The organism is Thiomicrospira sp. R3, assembly GCF_029581415.1.
In the GTDB taxonomy this organism is placed as follows: domain Bacteria; phylum Pseudomonadota; class Gammaproteobacteria; order Thiomicrospirales; family Thiomicrospiraceae; genus Thiomicrospira.
In genome coordinates this window covers 516,941-537,736 of sequence record NZ_CP121121.1, presented here as the reverse complement: position 1 = coordinate 537,736, position 20,796 = coordinate 516,941, and the positions used below count along the sequence as shown (strand labels likewise).

Here is a 20,796-nt window from a genome sequence, read left to right as displayed (position 1 = left end):
GTATTGGAATTGTTATGTAAAAGTTCACTAAATACTGCTTAATAGACCTAACTGTTCAAGCCAAACCTACAACTAACCGAAATTAAGCCATGATAAAACGTTTCCTGCCCTATCTGCTAGCAATTGGCCTAGCACTAACTGGTGTAACTACCTTTGCACAGCCCGTAGCCGTATCAGCTAACACAACCAAACAGGTGTATCAATTAGCGGTGTTTGCTTGCAAGGGGGAGGTAATTACTAATCAAGAATTTGCCACAATTATCGCGGCCATCAACCAAACCTTGGTGCATGAGAAACTTGAGTTGCAAGTGCTTAATCGGGAGCAGATTTATCAAGGCCTTCAGCAGCGAACACTTGATTTTGTTGCCACCAATCCAACCCACTTTTTAATAGCGCGTCATCAGTTTGATGTCACGGGTGCACTGGTCACCTTGGCCAGAAATAATCAAGGGCAAGCGCTTAATTTATTGGGCGGCACAATCATAGCGCGTGCCGACAATCAACAAGTGAACAATTTAGTAGATCTTGCTTCTCGCCGCATAGCAGCACCGGGGGAAGACTTCACGGGCGGTTATCGTGTGCAGCTGTATGAGCTGCTGCTTGCCGGAGTTCAGCCTAAAAAGCACAACATTCAATTTGTCGGTTCGCACCAAGCCACGGTGAATGCGGTGTTGAACGGTGATGCCGATGTCGGATTTATTCGCGCTGGCATCCTTGAAGAGATGGTGGCAAGCGAAAAGTTGGATATTAGTCAACTTAAAGTGCTGAATGCGCAATATCGCCCGGACTTCCCGCATCTGCTATCAACTCGTTTGTATCCCGAGTGGCCGGTGTTTGCGATGCCGCATGTATCAGAACAAGCTAAGCGCCATATTACAGCGGCCTTGTTGAGATTTGAATTAGACGATTTACAACACAGTGACAGCGCTATTTATGGTTTCAGTGTACCAGTCGACTATCTAAGTGTTGAGCAGCTATCACGTGCATTGCGGTTGCCACCGTTTGATCAACAGCCGACCATTAGTTGGCAAGATTTGACGGCTCAGTATGGTAAGGCACTGATTTGGGTATTGCTATTGTTGATGGCTTTATTGACCAGTTTGGTGGTATTAATTTTTTGGGTCAAAAAAGCCCAAGCCGCCAATACCTACAGCCAAGAGCTCTTAGCCTCACAAGACGAAATTGTTTTGGTAAACAACGGCCAAGAGCTAGTCGATGTTAGTGGCGGGTTTTTGAAGTTTTTTAAGGGTTATTATGCCTCTTTGGCGGCGTTTAAACGTGATTACCGTTGTATTTGCGGCCTTTTCGTGCACCAAGAAGGTTACTTATACAATCACCACGCGATGGAGTGGATAGAGGTGATCTTGTCGGAGCCCAAGCGTGAGCATAAAGCCATTGTGGGCTTTCAAGGGCAGCGAACCGTGTTTAAATGCAGCGGTGTCTATAGTGAAAAACTTGGGCTTTACTTGATTACGCTGGTGGATATTACCCAGCTGGAGCACTTCAATCAGCAATTAATTGAACAAACCCGCATTGCCGGGCAGGCGAACCAAGCCAAGTCAAGTTTTTTGGCGAATATGAGCCATGAAATTCGCACACCGATGAATAGTATTATTGGCCTAAGTGAGCTGGCACTGAAGGAGCATAACCTTGATCAGGTGCATCTGCGTTTGCAAAAAATTCACTATTCCGCCAGTTTGTTATTGGGCATTATCAATGACATTTTAGATATTTCTAAAATTGAAGCCGGCCACTTTACGCTGGATGTGCGTTGTTTTGATTTACATCGGTTGTTGGTTGAATTGGTTGAACTCTACCGTCCGCAAGCGCTTAAAAAAGGATTGAATGTAACGCTTGAACTTGATCCTAAGTTGGCCAATCATTTTGTTGCGGATGAACTGCGTTTGCGTCAGGTTTTAATTAATCTACTTAGCAATGCCATAAAGTTCACCGACTTGGGGGCAATCACTTTGCGCGTGTCGCCTGTGATTCGTCTGGATGAGATGGCAGCTGAAGCCATTCATTTTGAAGTGCAAGATACCGGCAAAGGCATCTCGCTTGAGCAACAGCAGCGGTTATTTAAGCCTTTCTCTCAAGCGGATGACTCGATTACCCGCCAATATGGCGGCACCGGCTTAGGTTTAGTGATTAGTGATAAATTAGTGCAGCTTATGGGAGGCGAATCCATTAAAATCCAATCCGATCTGGGACAAGGCAGTGTTTTTTCATTTAGGTTGCCGCTGGTTGCCGCTTCGCCGCAGGAGGTTGCACAGCTTGAGCGTAGCGCGCAGCAAACCTCTCAGCAGGCCTGGTTGGTTAAACAGCAGCAGGGTTTGAGCGGGCGGGTGTTGTTGGTTGAAGACAATGAGATTAATCAGCAGGTCTCTGGCGCGTTACTCAACCAATTAGGGCTTGACTATGAAGTGGCCGCTAATGGTGAGCAAGCTTTGAATAAGCTGAAGTTAGCTCACTATGATTTGATTCTGATGGATGTTCAAATGCCGATTATGGATGGCTATCAAGCCACCCGCGCGATTCGCCGTTTTAATACCCAGGTGCCAATTATTGCATTAACCGCAGCGGCGATGGCAGAGGATAGGGAGAAGGCGTTGGCTGCGGGCATGAATGAACATTTAGCCAAGCCGATTGAACGCGCGAGCTTATTGGCTTGTCTCACGCGCTGGTTGAATCATTCCAAAGCGTTCAAACACGCCAGAATATTGCTAGCGCACCCTGACAACCAGCGACTGAAGGCCGTTCTACCCAATTATCCACAACAAGCAGCGATAAGTGTTGCCAATTCGCTTGAAAAAATGACACAGTTGTTGCAAGAGCAAGCCGATATTAGCCAGCTTGTGGTTGCCGATGAATGGCGAGCGCAAGCAGAACAGCATATTGCCGCGTTAGAACGAAAGGTTAAAGTCGATGCTTTTGCAGATGAATATAAATAAAAGTTTGTTTTTGGTTATAGCATTGTGGCTATTTAGTTTTGTGTTTGGCAGCCCTGCGCTCAAGGCAGAGCCTGGTACTGAGCAAGCGAGTGCCCAGCCCACCTTCTATACGGTGGGTATTTTGGCGTTTCGGGATAAAGCCCTAACGACACAGCGTTGGCAACCGTTAATTGATTACTTAAACCAGCAATTGCCGGGCTATCGGTTTGAGGCCGCTATTTATTATATGGATGAGTTGGAGCGGGCGGTTAAGCTGCGTCAGGTTGATTTTATTTTAACTCAGCCGGCGCATTATGTCTTGATCACCTATCGTAACAGTTTAACTTCGCCCTTGGCGTCGATGCTCAACTTTGAAGGTGAGTTTATCACCGACCGCTTTGGTGGAGTTATTTTTACCGCCAGTCATCGTGATGATATCGCTACCTTGCGTGATGTCAAAGGCAAAACCATTGCTGCGGGAAGTAGGTCATCCTTGGGAGGCTATCAAATGCAGGCGTTTGAGTTATTGCAGCATGGCATACGCCTACCAAAAGGTGCGACCTTAATTGAAACCGGGCAGCGCCAGGATAATGCAGTCATCGCGGTATTATCCGGTGAGGCGGATGTGGGTTTTGTGCGCACCGGCGTGTTAGAAAACCTGGTAGCCAATAATCTACTCGATATGCGCCAAATTAAACTACTCAATGCGCAGCGTTTTGCGGACTTTCCGTTTGTCACCAGTACCGCTTTATACCCTGAATGGCCTTTTGCGGCCTTATATCATGTCGATAAAGATGTAGCCCGTCAAGTTGCAGCGAGCATCCTCGCAATTCCACTAGCGGGTGAGCTGGCGCATTCGATGCAGATTGGCGGTTTTACCATTCCAGGTGATTACCGGTCTATCGACCTTTTAATGCGCGAATTGCGTTTGGAACCTTTTGACAGTTTGCAACTAACGCCTACCGATCTAATTGATCAGTGGCTTACTGAACTGATAGCCATTTTTTTGATTGTTGTGCTGCTCATCAGTGTGATTATGTTGCGACTTATTCAACGCCAAAGACAGCTTAAACAAGAGCAACAACGCTTAGTTGACGCTTTAGACCAGGTGCGGTTGTTAAGCCAAGCGGTCGAGCAAAGCCCCGATTCGGTTGCGATCACTGATAAGCAGGGTCGGCTGATTTATATGAACCCAAGCTTTGAACGGGTAACAGGTTACCAAATTGCCGAGTTAAAAGGGCATAACCCCCGATTGTTGCAGTCCGGTCAAACCGCTAAAGCGGTATACCAGGATATGTGGCAGACCCTAAGCGCCGGCAAGGTCTGGCGCGGCGAATTGTCTAACCGCCGCAAAAATGGTGAAATATATCCCAGTCGGGCGATTATGTCGCCGGTTGCAAATGAACAGCATGAGGTTACCCATTTTCTGGCGATTCAACACGACATCACCGCCATCAAAGAGCGTGAACAACGGATTGCCGAGCTGCTGTATCAAGACAGTGTTACCCAGATGGCAAATCGCAATAAACTTTTAGAAATAATGGATCAAGTGCTTCACCAGCCGCAGATTGTGCCGGTGGCGGGTTGTTTGGTGCTGTTGAATATAGCGCGGTTTAAATTTATTAATCAACAGCATGGTATCAATGTTGGCGACGAGGTTTTGCGTTTGGTTGCCAAGCGCTTAGAGCGAAGTTTTGCTGACAGTGGCGTCGTGGCACGCTTGGCCGCTGATCAGTTTGCGGTATTTTGCGAAAACAAAGCGCGCTTTAATGAGGTGGACGAATGGCTAAAAATGATGGGTCAGCGAGTGTTGATCAGTTTGCAGCCACCCATGGAGGTTAAGGGTGAAACCTATGATTTTGAAGTGGGTGTTGGAGTCGCGCCTTTGTTATTCAATGCCCAACATCAGACCAGTGGTGATGCCATTAACCAGGTGTTTAATCAAGCCGGGATGGCTATCCAAGAAGCGCGTCAGCAACCTGGCCAGGGTTTAAGGATATTTAACGAACAGTTGCTTGCCCAATCTATCGAGCGTCATCAGTTGCAACAAAGCCTGGCGCAAGCGATTAGAGAGAGCCAATTACGTTTGTTTGTGCAACCCCAATTTAAGCAAAATGATAGCTTGGTTGGTTTGGAATGCTTAGTGCGCTGGCAACACCCCGACAAGGGATTACTAGCGCCTAATTTTTTTATTGCGATGGCTGAGGAGTCGAATTTAATTATCGACTTAGGCAATTGGGTAATGGAGCATGCCTGTCAATTATTGGCGCAGTTACAACAACATAACGCCAGTATTCGAGTTGCGGTTAATATTAGTCCACGCCATTTTAGGCAAAACGATTTTGTTGCCAGTTGTCAGGCGCATCTTGCCGCTGCTGGCGCGCTTGCGCACGGCTTGATGCTGGAGATTACTGAAAGCCTGTTTTTGGATGATTTGGATGAAATTGTGACCAAAATGCACCAGTTAAAAGCAATGGGAGTTATGTTTTCTATTGACGACTTTGGCACCGGTTATTCATCGTTAAGCTATCTACAGCACCTACCGGTGGACGAGCTTAAAATTGATCGTAGCTTTATTTTAGGGCTGGAAAAATATGGCGTTGAGCGAAGCTTGGTGCCCGCTATTTATGCGATGGCGCAACAGATGCATCTTTTAGTTGTTGCCGAGGGTATTGAAACACCAGAACAGCGACAACTACTGGCACAATTTAGCCAGCTTGAGCTGCAGGGCTTCTTGTTGGGTAAACCGCAAGACGTCCAGGCCTGGTGGCAAGATTTTATGGCAACAGACCAATTCGCTCAAGCCTAAGCTAGAACACCGCACCCTGTATATAACTAGCTAAGACTATGGGCGGGTTTGCCGTTTGGCGCTTTAAACGTCTCAGCCATTGTAAAATTAAATCCGAGTAGAAGATTCAATAAAAGGAAGCAGATAGCGATGAAAAAAACCTTGATTAAAAATGCCATGATGGTCAATGAAGGCCGTGTTGAACAAGCTGATGTGTTGATTGAAGGTCAGTTCATTAGCGCGATTGGACAGCTTGTCGCCGCCGCCGCTGATGATGTTGTCGTGGTTGATGCCAGCGGTTTATTTTTGTTACCTGGTGTGATTGATGGCCAAGTGCATTTTCGTGAACCTGGCCTGACTCACAAAGGTGATATAGCGACCGAAAGCCGTGCGGCAGTAGCCGGTGGCGTTACCTCCTATATTGATATGCCCAATACCCGTCCGAATGTGTTGTCGATGCCGCTGTTAGAGGAAAAATATGCCCTAGCCGCGCAAAAGTCACTCGCCAACTTCGGCTTTTTTCTTGGCGTGAATGACGACAATCTTGACGAAGTGCTGAAAACTGATACTGCAAGTTTGTTAGCGGTATCGGATGATGGCTTGTACTTTACCAAGAAGGGCAATTTGCTGGCCGATAACCCGCACACCCTCGAAAAATTGTTTGCTGGCTGTCCGGCGATTATTGCCATTCATTCGGAAAAAGAACAGCTGGTCGAAGCCAATGAAGAGCTGTTCCGCGCGCAATATGGTGAGGATGTGCCGATTGAATGTCATCCGATCATTCGCAGTGAGCAGGCTTGTTTTGAAGCGACCGAGCGTGCGATTGCCTTGGCAAATAAGCATCATGCACGCTTGCATATTTTGCACCTAACCACCGCTGCTGAAACCGCCTTGTTCCGCAACGATATTCCCTTAAGCGAAAAACGAATTACTACCGAAGTATCGGTGCATCATCTTTGGTTTAATGACCAAGATTACGCACGCTTAGGCACGCGGATTAAATGGAATCCGGCGATTAAAACCGAACAGGATCGTCAAGGACTGATGCAAGCGTTGTTGGATGATCGCATTGATTTTATTACCACCGATCACGCCCCCCATACCGAAGCCGAAAAAGATCAGCCGTATTTTCAATCCATGTCGGGCGCGCCGATGGTGCAACACTCGTTACATATTATGTTGGAGTTTTATCGTCAAGGGGTGATTTCATTAGCCAAAATTGTCGAGAAAATGTGCCATAATCCAGCCAGTTTTTATCGGATGTCGAAACGCGGTTTTATTCGCGAAGGTTACTATGCCGATTTGGTGCTGGTCGATTTAAATGCCAGCTGGACAGTCAGTAAAGATAATATTTTATACAAGTGTGGTTGGTCGCCCCTGGAAGGCACTCAGTTGCATTCGCGTATCTGCTCAACCTGGGTTAATGGTCATTTGGCCTATCATCACGGCGAGTTTGATGCGAGTCAGTTAGGCTTGGCGTTAGTTGTGGAGCAGAAGGCACCTTGACCGATTTGTTTAGGGGGCGTCGGCTAGTTATTGCCACCCAGCACCAAAAAGAACAGGTGCTAGCGCCGGTCTTAAGTCAGGGGCTAGGGGTTGATTGCTTGGTAATCAATGACCTTGATACCGATCAGTTGGGGACTTTTTCCGGTGAAGTAGCCCGTGCAGATGATCCGCTAACCACCCTGCGTAAAAAGTGTGATTTGGCATTAGCGGCAGCCGGCGTGGATTTAGTGGTGGCCAGCGAGGGTTCGTTTGGCCCGCATCCAACCATGTACTTTGTGCCAGCGGATGACGAACTGGTGATGTTTAAAGACACCCGATATAATATAGAACTTATTGGCCGCTGTTTATCATTAGACACCAACTTTGCTGGCCAGGAAATTGAGTCCTGGTCGGCGATGCTGGCGTTTGCAACGCAGGTTCGTTTTCCGTCGCATGGGCTGATTTTGCGACCTAGCGCATCGCAATACCAGCCTATTTTTAAGGGTATTAGCTGCGAACAGGCGCTGCGAGCGGCATTTGAAAGTTTGCAAGCCCAGTCACCAGGCCTGGTTTACGCTGAAACCGACATGCGTGCTATGTATAATCCCACGCGGATGCAGGTGATTGCACAGGCGGCACAGCAATTAGTAACGAAAGCACAGAGCTGTTGTCCGCAATGTGCCATGCCCGGTTTTGATGTGATTCGCGTCAATAAAGGCTTGCCTTGCGAAGCTTGTGCTATGCCAACCGAGTCGGTGCGAAGCTATACCTATGGTTGCCAGCACTGTCATTATCAGCAAGAACAGTTGTTTCCCCATGGCAAGGAGTTCGAAGACCCGCGTTATTGTCAATACTGCAATCCCTAGGTTTGAAAGGGCGCGATATTCGCCAATAAAAATTCGTAAAACGCCTTAGCAATAATAGAAAGCTGTTTATCCTTATGTTGCACCCAATACCAACTACCTTGCACCGGAAAGCCTTGCACATCTAAAATAGCCAATTCATTATCTTTGGTTTCATGTACCAGCGTGCTGCTCGATAAAATAGATAACCCCAAACCACCTGCGACCGCTTGTTTGATCGCTTCATTGCTACCTATGGCTAAGCGAATGTTAAGTTTGAGTTGATGTGTCGCAAAGAGTTTTTCAATTTGCAGCCGTGTGCCCGAACCAGGTTCGCGACAAATAAAAGGTTCGTTTGCTATTTCACTGAGCGCAATCGCCTTTTTTTGACAAAGCGGATGGTCAAGCGGGGCAATCATTAATAGGCTGTTGGCTAAAAAAGGCACCACTTGAATCGCTGAGTTTTCGGGTGGTACGCCCATAATATAGATATCATCTTCGTTGCGTTCCAGGCGCTCCATGACCCTTTCACGATTGAGAATCTCCAAGTGCACATCGACACCAGGATAGGCTTGGCAAAATCGGGCAATCAGCTTGGGCATGAAGTATTTGGTTGTGGTAACCGTAGCAATTCGCAAGCGTCCGCTGGTCATCCCTTTTATATTGGCAATAGCTTGCTCAAAAGCATCCCAGCTTTTTAACCATTGATGGCAGGTATGATGGAGTTTTTCGCCCGCCTCGGTTAGAAAAATTTTCTTCCCGACTTGCTCCAGCAAGGGTAAACCAATTTCGTCTTGTAAGGCCTTGATTTGTTTTGACACAGTCGGCTGACTAACGTGCATTTCTTGCGCCGCCAGCGAAAAGCTGGCATTACGAACGACGGTTTCAAAAGCTTGAAGTTGTTTTAGAGTTACGCGCATCTACTTATCTTCATAGCCTAGAGGCTATGGTTGTTTATTGAATTATTCATTTTTATATTTTACCACTTCTCTATAAGATGAGTTAGTCAGTTTTTTTAATCCCTATTTAGGAGTCGTGATAATGGATTTATCATTAGTAAACAACCTGATTGACCCGGCCATCTTGTTTTTCTTTTTTGGGTTATTTGCCGCTGCGGTGCGGTCAAATCTAGAAATTCCACCGGCCATTGCCAAGTTCTTTTCACTTTATTTATTAGTTGCTATCGGTTTTAAAGGTGGCGTAGCCTTATCTGCGAGCGGCTTTACCTCCACCGCCATGATTGCGATTGCGGCGGCTTTGTTTATGGCTTTTTTAGTGCCGGCCTATACGTTTTTAATTTTGCGCAAGCGCACCAGTGCCTTTAATGCTGCGGCAATTGCGGCAACCTATGGTTCAGTTAGCGCGGTTACTTTTATTGCCGCACAACAATACTTAACCAATGTTGGTGTAGAGTTTGGTGGTCATATGACGGTTGCTATGGTGTTAATGGAATCACCGGCCATTATCATGGCCGTGTTGCTGGCAGCAATTGTGCGCAAACAACAGGCACAAGCGGAGACGAGTAGTGGTGTGCCCGTGGTGACCAATTACCAAAAAAAGCCGATTGCTGTTAAATCCGTGTTGCATGAAGCCTTTACCGATGGCGCCCATTTATTATTGATTGGTAGTTTGGTGATTGGCTATATTACTGGCGATGCGGGTAACGTCATGATGGCACCTTTTACCGATGCTATTTTCAAAGGTGTCTTGGCGTTCTTTTTGTTAGAAATGGGCTTGTTGGTTGCGCGTCAATTGCGTCAAACGAAGGAACTGGATGCGTTTTTAATCAGTTTTGCGGCTCTATTGCCGATGTTTAATGCTAGTTTGGCTATTGGACTGGCTTACATGGTTGGGATGGGTCAAGGCGATGCGTTGCTATTGGCTGTATTGGTAGCCAGTGGTTCCTATATTGTGGTGCCGGCTATTTGTCGTTATGCCATACCCGAAGCGAAGCCTGGGGTATACTTTAGTATGTCGTTAGGGATTACTTTTCCGTTTAATATCGTGATTGGTATCCCCTTGTATTTTGCTGTAATTAGTTTTCTGTGGAGTTAATTATGAAAGCCGTAAAACGTGTTGAGTTTATTGTGGATGCACATGAAGTAGACAATCTACTCGCATCTTTAGCAAAAATAAACATTACCAGCTATACCGTGATCAAGGAAGCGTACGGTAATGGGGATAGAGGGTTAAGAGGGGGTGATATTTTTAGCAACACCTTCGACAATAGTTATGTGCTGATTGCTTGTTCCGAGGAGGAAGCCGTGGCGATTGTTGAAACGATTCGTCCGGTGTTGCGATCCTTGGGGGGGATGTGTTTGGTGTCTGATGCGATGTGGGTCATTCACTAATTTTTAACCCGTGTGAGTCGGTAGGCAGGTGTTAACCGCTTAGCGACAAATAATTTATACAAGGAATAGCACCGCGATGGGTTTGAGTGCCAAGATGTAGCTAACTACATGCGCTACTACAACTTAATTAGGCGTTATACATCGAGCGATGAATTATCGTCTATGAATATTAAAACTGTAAACACCAAGTGTCCAAAAAAGCTTGACCAGAACATAACGCCTTAAACCGCTCGCTAAAATAAAAAACCCATCGGTCTGATACCAGGCCTGGTGGGTTTTTTTTGGTCTTATTGCTGTGTTTAGACATGTATAATTATTCCAATAAGTTTTAGTTTTAATAGGAGCGGGGCGGTGATTAGAAAAAGTGCAGCGGTTGCGGTAATAGGGTTAAGCAGTTTGTCAATGAGTGCGCAAGCTAATTGGTGGTCGAAAGCAAAAGAGGCGGTTTCTGAGGTGGTTCAAACTCAAGATGTCAGTCAGGCAACTGGCACGTTGCGAGGCTTTTCGAATGACGAGTTGGCGCAGGCTTTTCGTCAAGCTTTAACGATGGGTTCAGAGAAGGTTGTGGCGCAATTGGGCGCTGTGGGGGGCTATGCCAATGATAATTTGATTCGTATTTCTTTGCCGGATCAAATGAAGCGAGTTGAAGCTGTGCTTTCGCGCATGGGGATGGGGCGTTATACCGAAGAGCTAGAGTTGAAGTTGAATGAAGCAGCTGAGCTGGCCGCACCGAAAGCCAAAGCGCTATTTGTTCAAGCTATTTCGAGTATGGATTTTGATGATTTGCAAGCCATGTATCATGGGCCAAATGATTCGGCGACTCAGTTTTTACGTGAAAAAACCAGTGATGACCTTAAGCAGCAAATGCGGCCGATTATCGAGCAATCTTTAAATGAGGTCGGTGCAGTCAGGGTGTAGGACCAAACGATGGCGCAGTACAAAAAATCACCGTTCGTACCGGATATCAAAGCGGATTTGATTGGCCATACAACCGATAAAGGCATGGATGGCTTATTTTATTATTTAGCCAAAAAAGAGGCCGAGATTCGTGAAAACCCCCTTGAGCAAACTACTGACTTATTGAGAAAAGTCTTTGGTGTTCAGTAGTGTTTTATAATGATCAATTTCACCGGGACTCAGTGCGCGGTTTTTTGGTAAGCTTTGTTGTTATTTCGTCCTGCGCCAATGTCTATTTCGTGTTGATCAACTCGCTAGCGTGGGGTCAGCATATCAATAATATGTTGAGCAACTTTTCCAGCCGATAAAACGATCACGATCAATAAACAACAAAGCCAGTTTTAACCATTGTATTTTGCTTTTCTAAGCTCGATATTGAGTTGTTGATAAAGCAAGGCACGGTTAGGAAGTTGAGTTAAACTGTCGCGAAAAACCTGGGTTTATAAGTACCTGAACTGATATACAAAAAACGCCCGCACCTCAAGGAGTTGGTGGAGGGTTGGGTTAGGCCTTAACAGATCTTGAATTCGCATAACAAGTGCAATTAACTTGTAAGAAAAAAGGCCAACTGAAATAGAATGCTAATTTTCTTACCACAGGAAATTGCAATGAACTATAAACAGTTGACCATTGATGAACGATACCAAATACAAGCCTATTTGAAAATAGGCTTGTCACAAAAAGAAATTGCTTCGCACTTAGAACGTCACCCCTCAACCATTGGGCGCGAAATAAAGCGCAATACAGGGATGCGAGGATACCGGCCTAAGCAGGCCAATCAATTTAGTGTAGAACGAAGAGGTGCTGCCCTAAAAGCCATTAAGCTCACAGAGGCCATTAAGGACAAGGTGAAGATATTAATTCAACAGGAGCTTAGTCCAGATCAGGTCTGTTTCTACCTTGAAAAAAACGACATTGTAAGGTTGCATCATGAAACAATCTATCGCATGGTTCTGGCCGATAAAAAGCAACAAGGCACACTGTATCAACACCTTAGGCATTTACACAAAACGCATAGAAAGCGCTATGGAAGTTATGATCGACGTGGAAGAATCAAGAATGCGGTTAGCATTGACGAGCGCCCAGAGATTGTCGATGAAAAAAGCCGAATTGGCGACTGGGAAGGTGACACCATTATCGGCAAAGACCGAAAAAGCGCGATTTATACATTGGTTGAAAGAAAAACGCTCTATACAATTATCGTCAAGCTTATGGGCAAGAATGCCAGTGACCTTGCAGATAGAGCCATAAAAGTTCTCAAGCCTATGGCCGAGCAGATTCATACCATAACCTATGACAATGGTTTAGAATTTGCCGACCACGAACGTATGGCAAAAGAATTAAACGCAAAGATCTACTTTGCACACCCTTACTCATCTTGGGAAAGAGGCATAAATGAAAACACCAACGGCCTCATCCGCCAGTATTTCCCAAAGGGAACCGACTTTAATGAAGTTACCCAAGAGCAAATAGATTTTGTTATGTACCGGCTCAACACTCGCCCCCGAAAAACACGAGAAGGAAAGCAACCTGTTGAGCTGTTTTTAGGAAAAGCGGTTGATTTATTAGCGGCTTAAATGAGATTGCACTTAATATGCGAATTCAAGGATTCTTTAGAAGCAGGTTTGTGCCTTTTAATAAAGCTAATGACAGCCTACTTGTTTGCAGTAAATTTTTCAAAAAAAGAGCAGCGATGATTATTCAGGTAGCCTTACCAGGCCCGTTTTTAATAGCACTTGACTATGGCGTTGAGCCAAGCATGAACACGTCCGATATAAAGCCAGGCGTACGGGTGCGGGTGCCTTTTCGTCGCCAAACCAAAATTGGTTTAGTGGTTGGGCTGAAAGCGGATTCGGACTGTGACCCGAAAAAGCTCAAAAACCTGCTTGAGCTCGTAGATGATCAGCCGCTGTTTAGTGAGAACGAATTGCAGTTTTTGCGCTGGGCAGCTCAGTATTATCATGAACCTATCGGTGAGGTTGTGATGGCAGCACTACCTAAACGCTTACGTGCAGGCGAGCCTAGTAAGTTACCAGGCCTGGTTCAATGGCGGCGTTCAATTAAGGGGCGAAATATTGAGCTTGAACAACTGGCTAAAAACGCGCATAAACAACGAGCGCTTTGGCAAGCCTTTAGTAACGACCAGGCCTGGTCGTCAAGCCAGCTTAACCAGCAATTTGAACATTGGCGTCCGTTGGTTAAACGCTGGATAGAACAAGGCTGGATTGATGAGTTAGAGGGCTCTTGCTTAGCGACTACTGTCTTTGGCACTAAACCGAGCCACCTGCTTAATCCTGAGCAGCAAACCGCCGTCGATGAGGTGGTTGCTAAACAGGATCAGTTCGCCGCGTTTTTATTGCAAGGTGTAACCGGCAGCGGTAAAACAGAAGTCTATTTGGCGATGATTGAATCGGTATTGGCCCAAGGCAAGCAAGCGCTGGTATTAGTGCCTGAAATTGGCCTAACACCTCAAACGGCGCAACGCTTTGAGGCTTATTTACAGCAACCCGTGGCCGCGCTCCATTCAGGCTTAAACGACCAAGAGCGTCATTGTGCTTGGCAATTGATTCGTAATGGTGAGGTTAAGGTATTGCTGGGTACGCGCTCCGCCTTGTTTACGCCCTTTGCTAATTTGGGACTGTGTATTATTGATGAAGAGCATGATCTGTCGTTTAAACAGCAAGAAGGTTTTCGCTATTCAGCGCGCGACTTATTGGTGCGCCGCGCCCAGCTATCTGGCGTGCCGGTGGTATTGGGTTCCGCAACGCCGAGTTTGGAATCGCTCTATAACGTCGAGCAAGGACGCTACCAACGGCTGAGCTTAAAGCAACGCGCAGGTAGTGCTCAAATGCCCTCAATACGTTTGCTGGATATTCGCGGTGAACGTCTGATGGAAGGGGTTTCGGCGTTATTAAAAGCGGCAATGGAAACCCATTTAGCTGCCGGTAATCAGGTGTTATTATTTTTAAATCGACGTGGTTATGCACCAGTGTTAATGTGTCATGATTGTGGCTGGCAAGCGAGTTGCCCAAGTTGTGATGCGAATTTAACCTATCACCAGGCTAGGCATGAATTACGTTGTCATCATTGCGGTTTTAGCCAAAAAGCACCGACTCATTGCCCTGATTGTCAGGGTAAAGAATTTGTTAATATTGGACAGGGTACGGAGCGGTTGGAGGGGGTTATTAAAAGCTGGTTTGCGGATAAATCTGTTTTGCGAATTGATCGCGATACCACTCGGCGAAAAGGCAGCTTGGCTGATAAGGTAGAGCAAGCCCGTTCTGGAGAAGCAGATATTCTGATTGGCACGCAAATGCTTGCAAAAGGTCATCATTTCCCCAAGGTGACCTTGGTGGGTTTGATTGATCTAGATCAAGGCTTGTTCAGCGTTGACTTTCGAGCCAGTGAACGAATGGCGCAGCTGATTATCCAGGTTGCGGGGCGAGCGGGGCGTGCGGAGCGTAAAGGTGAGGTGTTGATTCAAACTCACCATCCTGAACACCCGTTATTGCGTACACTGGTCGCACAGGGGTATCAGGCGTTTGCACGCCAAGCGCTAGCAGAACGTAAAGCGACGCAGCTTCCACCCTATGGTTTTCAAATACTGATTCGAGCTGAATCGTTTGATCCGCAGCATGCGCTGGACTTTTTAGCACAAATTAAGAGCTTGTTATTGGCGATCGCGGTGGCAACGCCCTGTGAGGTATGGGGACCGGTGTCGGCTCCTATGGAGCGAAGACAGGGGCGTTACCGTTATCATTTATTGCTTCAATCTGACCAGCGGCGCAGCCTGCAGGCTTGGTTGTCAGCGGTTGAGGCGGATATTTACGCATTACCCAGCGCGTCGAAAGTGCGTTGGCATCTAGACATTGATCCACAGATGTTGAATTGACACTTAATCTGGTGGTGCGATAAGCATATTAAATTGATTTTGTATGGATTTATCTTAGAATGGTTTTATTAATCATGTTGTTTGAATAGGGTATAAAGCAGATGGGTACGTTGATACAACTTTTTAAAGCGCTAAATGCGAACCAATATCCAGGACAAATTGCCATGTCGCTGACGCTGGGAATGCTCTTGGGCTTAACGCCTTTTTTTTCACCGCACACCATTCTAACGTTATTGCTCATTTTTATATTGCGAGTTAACTTGGCCGGCGTATTGGTTTCTTGGGCGATTTTTACCGGTTTTGCTTATGCCTTTGACCCTTTGTTCCACCAGTTCGGACTTTGGGTATTGTCGCATCCGAGTTTGCTTGAACTTTGGACTCAGTGGTACAACGATGCCTTTTGGCGCTTTCTTAATTTTAATAACACGATTGTGATGGGCAGCGTGGTGTTTGCCTATTGCTTTGCACCGTTATTCTTTGTGTTTAGTTGGGTGATGATTCGGATTTATCGTCAACGTTTTTTGGTTTGGGTGAATAAATTCAAAATTGTTCAAGTGCTTAAAGCATCGGATAAAGCCGCATTTGCATCGAGGTTTATTAAGTGAGTGACGTAGTGCAACCTAATACACACCAGGCTAATGCCTCAAAGCAGGCTGAAGAGCCGACTGTAAACAAAACTAAAAAAACGCCGAAAAGCCCCAAAAGCCCTAAGGGCTGGATTCGTTGGTCGGGTATCGTGTTATTGATTGTTATTCTGGGCGGCCTGTTTGCACTGGGGTATTTACTATCGAGCCTGATGTTGAAAAATAAAGTTGAAAACCTAGCCTCGCAAGCCTGGGGCGCAAAAGTAGAAATTCAACAGCTAGGTTTTAGTTTTAACCCATTAGGCATTCGGATTGAAAAACTAGCGGTCACCGATCCTGAGCAGCCGATGCAAAATCTCTTTGTGATTGATGATATTACTCTTACAGTCAACCTTTATCACCTAGTAGTCAAACGGTTTGTGGTTGAAGACTTACGTCTACAAGGTTTAGCGTTGGATGTTCCGCGAAAAACCAGTGGAGCGCTACCCCTTAAACCGATTAAGCCAGTGCTTGAAGAGGGTCGAGAGGGGGGTGTGTTTAATTTGCCAAGTGTGAACTTACCTGGTATAGATGAAATATTGGCGCGTGAACGTCTTGAAACCTTAGCGTTGGCAAGCGCTCTCAAAGACCAGTCTGAGCAAGCGGCTGAACAGTGGAAGGCTATTGAACAGCGTTTGCCGCGCGAAGAACAGCTCAAACAGTATAAAATTGATATTGATCGACTATTTGATGGTTCAGTGCGTGATTTGGAGGATTTAAAACAGCGACAAGAGGCATTAAAAACACTGCAACAACGCTGGGTACAAGACAAGCTAGCGATTCGTGATGCGCAAAACTTTGTGCGAAATCAGACTCGCGATCTGCGCCAAGGTATGGGTGATCTGGTGGATATGCCCAGACAAGACGTTAATCGCATAATGGCGACCTACTCATTTGATGAAGAGGGCCTGTCCAATATCACTTACTTGCTGTTTGGTGAAACAGTTCAAGAAAAGCTAGACCTTGCGCTGGATTGGTATAGAAAAGCCCAGCCGCTGATTGCTTGGGTTGAACAATATCGTGCTGACCAAGCCAAGGCACAGCCACCTAAATCAACTAAACCACCGCGCTCACAAGGTGAGACTATTGCGTTTGTTGAATTTGATCCGCAGCCCAAGTTTATGATTAAGCGGATTGATTTTGATGGTAAGCTCAATTGGGGCGATTTAGTTGCGCACGTTCGAGATGTTAATTTTGACCATGCGTTTAGCCAAAAACCGGTTCGATTTAATGTTTCAGCGCGTCCGCAGACACAAGCTAACCCGCTAATTCTTGAAGGTCAATCGACTAACCTTGGTTCACAAAGGGTAATAACGCAGGTTAAGGCTAACTGGGCTGATTATCAAATTAAGGATTGGCGTTTGAGTGACTCAAGCCGTTTGCCGATTAAGATCACCGAAGCGCAAAACCAATTCAGTGCCGAAGCCAGCTTTGAAGGTGTTCGACGGATGGATGTCGCCTTGATATTTGACTACCAAAACACACGGTTTGACTTATCTGAGGCAACCTCTCGCGATGTCCAACGTTATATGGCCCCTGCGTTTGAAAGCATTAATGCCTTTAAGGTAGAAGCGGGGCTGAGTGGGCGAATTTATGCCCCTCGGTTTTCGGCTTCATCCGATTTAGACCGCCATTTAACATCCGGCTTTAAGCAGGTTTTTCAGCAAGAATTAGCGCAGTTAAAGCAGGATTTGGAGCAAAAGTTAAGAGCGGAATTGGCGGTGTACCAAGCCTCACTTGAACAGCGTGTTATCGCGCTGGGTGTGGATGAGGAAAAGGTTCGAGAAGTGGCTGCACATATCAATGATATTGAAGCCTATGCCCAAGCCCAAGCGAAAGAAGCCGAGCAGGCATTGCGTCAGCGTGCCAGAGACGAGCTCGATAAAGTGGAAGCGGCAGCGCGTGAAAAATTAGATCAAGAGCGAGCAAAACTTGAAGCTGAAAAGAAACAGGCTGAAGAAGAAGCGAAGAAAAAGCTGGAGCAAGAGCTAAGACAACGCCTGCGTTTTTAACGCGCTAAATTAAAAAGTTTAGAGAATAACGGGAATAAAATGAAACAAAACCTTCCGGTCACATCGAATGAACGCCTTATCGCTGATGGGATGTCATTGGTTTCAGAGACTGACTTACAGGGCAATATTACCTCAGCGAATGCTGCGTTTGTTGAAGTGAGCGGCTATAGTTTAGAGGAGTTGATTGGGCAGCCGCATAATATTATTCGTCATCCTGATGTGCCAGAGCGTTGGTTTGAAGACTTGTGGAGTCAGCTTAAGCAGGGCGAAGCTTGGCATCAATATCTAAAAAACCGTTGCAAAAATGGCGATTATTATTGGGTTGAAGCCAATATAGCTCCGGTTTTTAAAAAAGGCGATTGTGTGGGTTATAAATCCGTGCGCACGCCCGTTGCACGTGAGCTGATTCCCAAAATTGAACAGTCCTATCAACAAGTAAAAGCAGGTAAAGTGATTTTACGCCAAGGTGTAATTACCACGCCCTGGCGAGAAAAAATTGCCAAATGGAGTCCGCTTCCAAAGAAAAGCATCCTAAAGCAAATTATGATTCCTTTGGTGATTATGGCGGTGACGTGGAGTGTCTTGCTGCAATTTTACCTACAAAGTGTTGCGGATGATTTATTTCAAAGTGCAGTGGTTGAGCGTTATGAGGTGTTGCAGAATAACCTCGCTTCAGAGATTCAAGGCGTGGGTACGATTGCCTTGACGAATGCGGTTGGTATTGCCAGTAACTCAGCCGTCATTTATGGGTTATCAGATAAGCAACAGGTTGTGCTTTGGCAAATCATTCAGGTTAACTATCAACATTATGTTGAAACGGCCGGTCTGTCAGGCATGGGTTTGGCGATCTATGATGAACAGTTAATACAGCAGACTCAGGCGGGTGCGCCGATAAGTTTGCAACGTTTGCCCACTAAGCCATTAATGGAAATTGTGTTTGAGCAGGGCCAAGGTTATGTAAGAGCCGTGGTACCTGTGCCATTTGGTGAGCGTATTTTAGGAGCGGTGGTGATGTCAATGCCACTTAGCCATGTCGCCACCATGGAAAACGCAGGGGACCGACTTTATGCCAGCTTATTAGCCCAAACGAACAACCTTTCGTTGATACCTAATAACGACACAAGCCTGGACCAGCAAATAGCCCAGCTTATGCAAGGCTTAAATCTAAATCAAATTCTTGATATAGGTTATCTGATTCATGATGATCATTTAATTATACTTGAAAAAATAACCGACCAAAACGGCCAAATTATCGGTGCACATATGATTGCCGAACCCATGACTATTTTGAACCGTGTGTTAAGTGACAGTTATTTTATGATTTATGTTGCGCAAGCAGCCATGTCCGGTGGCTTTATTTTGTTGTTGATTCAAGTGTTCGGACGTCTAAAGTTTTCGATTTTAAGACCCTTAAAACAAATGACCGATAAAATGGATTTTGCGGCTGAAAATGGCAGTCTTTCCATTCGCACCGAGTCGTTAAGCCAAGATGAGATAGGTCGAGTAGGACGAAGTTTTAATCATTATTTGACCAGTGTTCAGCACTTAATGGTATCAGTATCCGATATGATGCAGGCTATCTCACAAGGTCAGCTTACGCAACGCATTGAAGCCGACTCTAAAGGCGACCTTGAAACCTTGAAAAATCAAGTCAATGACTCGGCTGATCAAATTGCCAAGGTGTTAGGTGAAATTCAAGGAGCGATTGAATCGTTGCAGTTAAGTAATTATAACTATCAGGTTGTGGGCGAATATCAGGGTGATTATGCCAAGATGAACACGGGCTTACAAATGGCGATGTCCGATACTCGATTAGCGGTAGAGGCAATAAACCGGGTAATGGAGTCAATCGCTAGCGGTGAGTTTTCTGATCGCTTAACGGTAGCATTAAGCGGTGACTTAGAGAATTTAAAAACCAATATTAACCATTCACTGGACCAGCTAGAAACAGGTATTAGTGAAACGGTTGATGTGGTAGTGTCTCAAAGTGAAGGGGATTTAACCCAGCGTATAACAGGGCAGTATGAGGGTAAGTTGCAGGTTATGGCTGAGGCGGTGAATACCTCTATGAATAATATGGCCAATGTGGTTAATGAGCTGCAAATTGCGGCCTGTACCGTCTCTGATGCGTCTAATCAAATAGCAGCGGGCAGCACTGACTTATCTGACCGAATTCAAACCCAAGCCGCTACGCTGCGGCAAACGGTCGGTAGCATGGATGCGATTACCGTTGTGGTAAAAAACAATGCGGATAGAACCCATCAGGCTGCGTTGTTAGCAAAGGATGCGAAACATAAGGCACAGGATGGTTCGGAGGTAATGCGCCAAGCCTTATCAGCGATGACTGAGATGGCAGATTCAAGCCAGAAAATTGCAGACATTATAGGCTTAATTGACAGCATAGCCTTTCAAACCAATCTGCTGGCACTGAATGCAGCCGTTGAGGCAGCCCGAGCCGGTGAGCAGGGGCGAGGCTTTGCGGTTGTGGCCGGTGAAGTTAGAGCGCTTGCGCAGAAATCGGCGGCAGCTTCATCCGAGATTCGCGGATTAATTGAGCTGAGTGTTAAGCAGGTAGCGTCCAGCCAAGGACTGGTTGGCAAGACCAGCAAAGCGTTTTCGGCTATTGTGGATCAGATTTTACAAATGCATAGTTTAATCGGTGAAATATCCAGTGCGAATGTTGCTCAGACAGACAGTATTGAGCAGCTTAACAAAGCGATTGATGGTTTGGATACAGTTACTCAGCAAAATGCTGCGCTGCTCAAAGAAACCGCATCGGTTGCGGATACCCTGCGCGGTGAGGCCAGTGATATGCAGCAGCAGGTTGGGTTTTTCAGGATTGAGACAGACAAGGCTTTACCAAAAAAGCTGACCTGAGTAAACTAACCTGGTAAAGCTTGAGCGCTGTAACCAGGC

The 20,796-nt window shown here is 46.0% G+C and carries 13 protein-coding genes and 1 pseudogene; 12 read left to right on the top strand and 2 right to left on the bottom strand.

All coding sequences use genetic code 11. From position 1 onward, the window contains the following. Positions 1-89: 89 nt before the first annotated feature. The 4 genes from P8S55_RS02685 to P8S55_RS02670 all read left to right on the top strand — a co-directional run bounded on the left by P8S55_RS02685 (position 90) and on the right by P8S55_RS02670 (position 8,069). Positions 90-2,951 (top strand): PhnD/SsuA/transferrin family substrate-binding protein, encoded by a 2,862-nt coding sequence (locus tag P8S55_RS02685; RefSeq protein ID WP_289224752.1) that lies wholly within the window; start codon positions 90-92, stop codon positions 2,949-2,951. Further along, positions 2,938-5,739, top strand: coding sequence for an EAL domain-containing protein (locus P8S55_RS02680; protein ID WP_289224751.1), 2,802 nt, complete (start codon positions 2,938-2,940; stop codon positions 5,737-5,739). The genes P8S55_RS02685 and P8S55_RS02680 overlap by 14 nt, the downstream gene beginning before the upstream one ends. Positions 5,740-5,868: 129 nt before the next feature. Continuing rightward, positions 5,869-7,224, top strand: coding sequence for a dihydroorotase (locus tag P8S55_RS02675; protein ID WP_289224750.1), 1,356 nt, complete (start codon positions 5,869-5,871; stop codon positions 7,222-7,224). Next, positions 7,221-8,069, top strand: coding sequence for a DUF6671 family protein (locus P8S55_RS02670; protein WP_289224749.1), 849 nt, complete (start codon positions 7,221-7,223; stop codon positions 8,067-8,069). Before P8S55_RS02675 ends, P8S55_RS02670 begins: the two co-directional genes overlap by 4 nt. Here P8S55_RS02670 and P8S55_RS02665 read toward each other — a convergent pair. Then, positions 8,066-8,965, bottom strand: coding sequence for a LysR family transcriptional regulator (locus P8S55_RS02665; RefSeq protein WP_289224748.1), 900 nt, complete (start codon positions 8,963-8,965; stop codon positions 8,066-8,068). The genes P8S55_RS02670 and P8S55_RS02665 overlap by 4 nt on opposite strands. Before the next feature lie 121 nt (positions 8,966-9,086). On the opposite strand from P8S55_RS02665, the gene P8S55_RS02660 reads away from it, so the two are divergent. The 3 genes and pseudogenes from P8S55_RS02660 to P8S55_RS02650 all read left to right on the top strand — a co-directional run bounded on the left by P8S55_RS02660 (position 9,087) and on the right by P8S55_RS02650 (position 11,503). Beyond that, positions 9,087-10,100 carry a sodium-dependent bicarbonate transport family permease gene (locus tag P8S55_RS02660; RefSeq protein ID WP_289224747.1) on the top strand — a complete coding sequence of 338 codons (1,014 nt, stop codon included), beginning with the start codon at positions 9,087-9,089 and terminating at the stop codon, positions 10,098-10,100. Positions 10,101-10,102: 2 nt separating this feature from the next. Next, a complete protein-coding gene (locus tag P8S55_RS02655) occupies positions 10,103-10,396 on the top strand; it encodes a P-II family nitrogen regulator (RefSeq protein WP_289224746.1) in 294 nt (97 codons plus the stop codon). A gap of 402 nt (positions 10,397-10,798) precedes the next feature. Further along, a pseudogene (locus P8S55_RS02650) lies at positions 10,799-11,503 on the top strand (DUF4197 domain-containing protein). Between the two features lie 191 nt (positions 11,504-11,694). Here P8S55_RS02650 and P8S55_RS11150 read toward each other — a convergent pair. Then, complete coding sequence (locus tag P8S55_RS11150) at positions 11,695-11,748, bottom strand: hypothetical protein (protein ID WP_503010457.1); 54 nt, start codon at positions 11,746-11,748, stop codon at positions 11,695-11,697. Positions 11,749-11,961: 213 nt separating this feature from the next. On the opposite strand from P8S55_RS11150, the gene P8S55_RS02645 reads away from it, so the two are divergent. From P8S55_RS02645 to P8S55_RS02625, 5 genes are all read left to right on the top strand, one after another. Further along, positions 11,962-12,930, top strand: coding sequence for an IS30 family transposase (locus P8S55_RS02645; protein WP_289224745.1), 969 nt, complete (start codon positions 11,962-11,964; stop codon positions 12,928-12,930). Between the two features lie 116 nt (positions 12,931-13,046). Beyond that, positions 13,047-15,245 (top strand): primosomal protein N', encoded by a 2,199-nt coding sequence (locus P8S55_RS02640; RefSeq protein WP_289224744.1) that lies wholly within the window; start codon positions 13,047-13,049, stop codon positions 15,243-15,245. A gap of 101 nt (positions 15,246-15,346) precedes the next feature. After that, positions 15,347-15,850: a TIGR03546 family protein gene (locus tag P8S55_RS02635; RefSeq protein WP_289224743.1), complete on the top strand. Its 504-nt coding sequence runs from the start codon at positions 15,347-15,349 to the stop codon at positions 15,848-15,850. After that, positions 15,847-17,880 (top strand): TIGR03545 family protein, encoded by a 2,034-nt coding sequence (locus tag P8S55_RS02630; protein ID WP_289224742.1) that lies wholly within the window; start codon positions 15,847-15,849, stop codon positions 17,878-17,880. Before P8S55_RS02635 ends, P8S55_RS02630 begins: the two co-directional genes overlap by 4 nt. A gap of 39 nt (positions 17,881-17,919) precedes the next feature. Continuing rightward, positions 17,920-20,757, top strand: coding sequence for a methyl-accepting chemotaxis protein (locus P8S55_RS02625; RefSeq protein WP_289224741.1), 2,838 nt, complete (start codon positions 17,920-17,922; stop codon positions 20,755-20,757). The last annotated feature ends 39 nt before the right edge of the window (positions 20,758-20,796 follow it).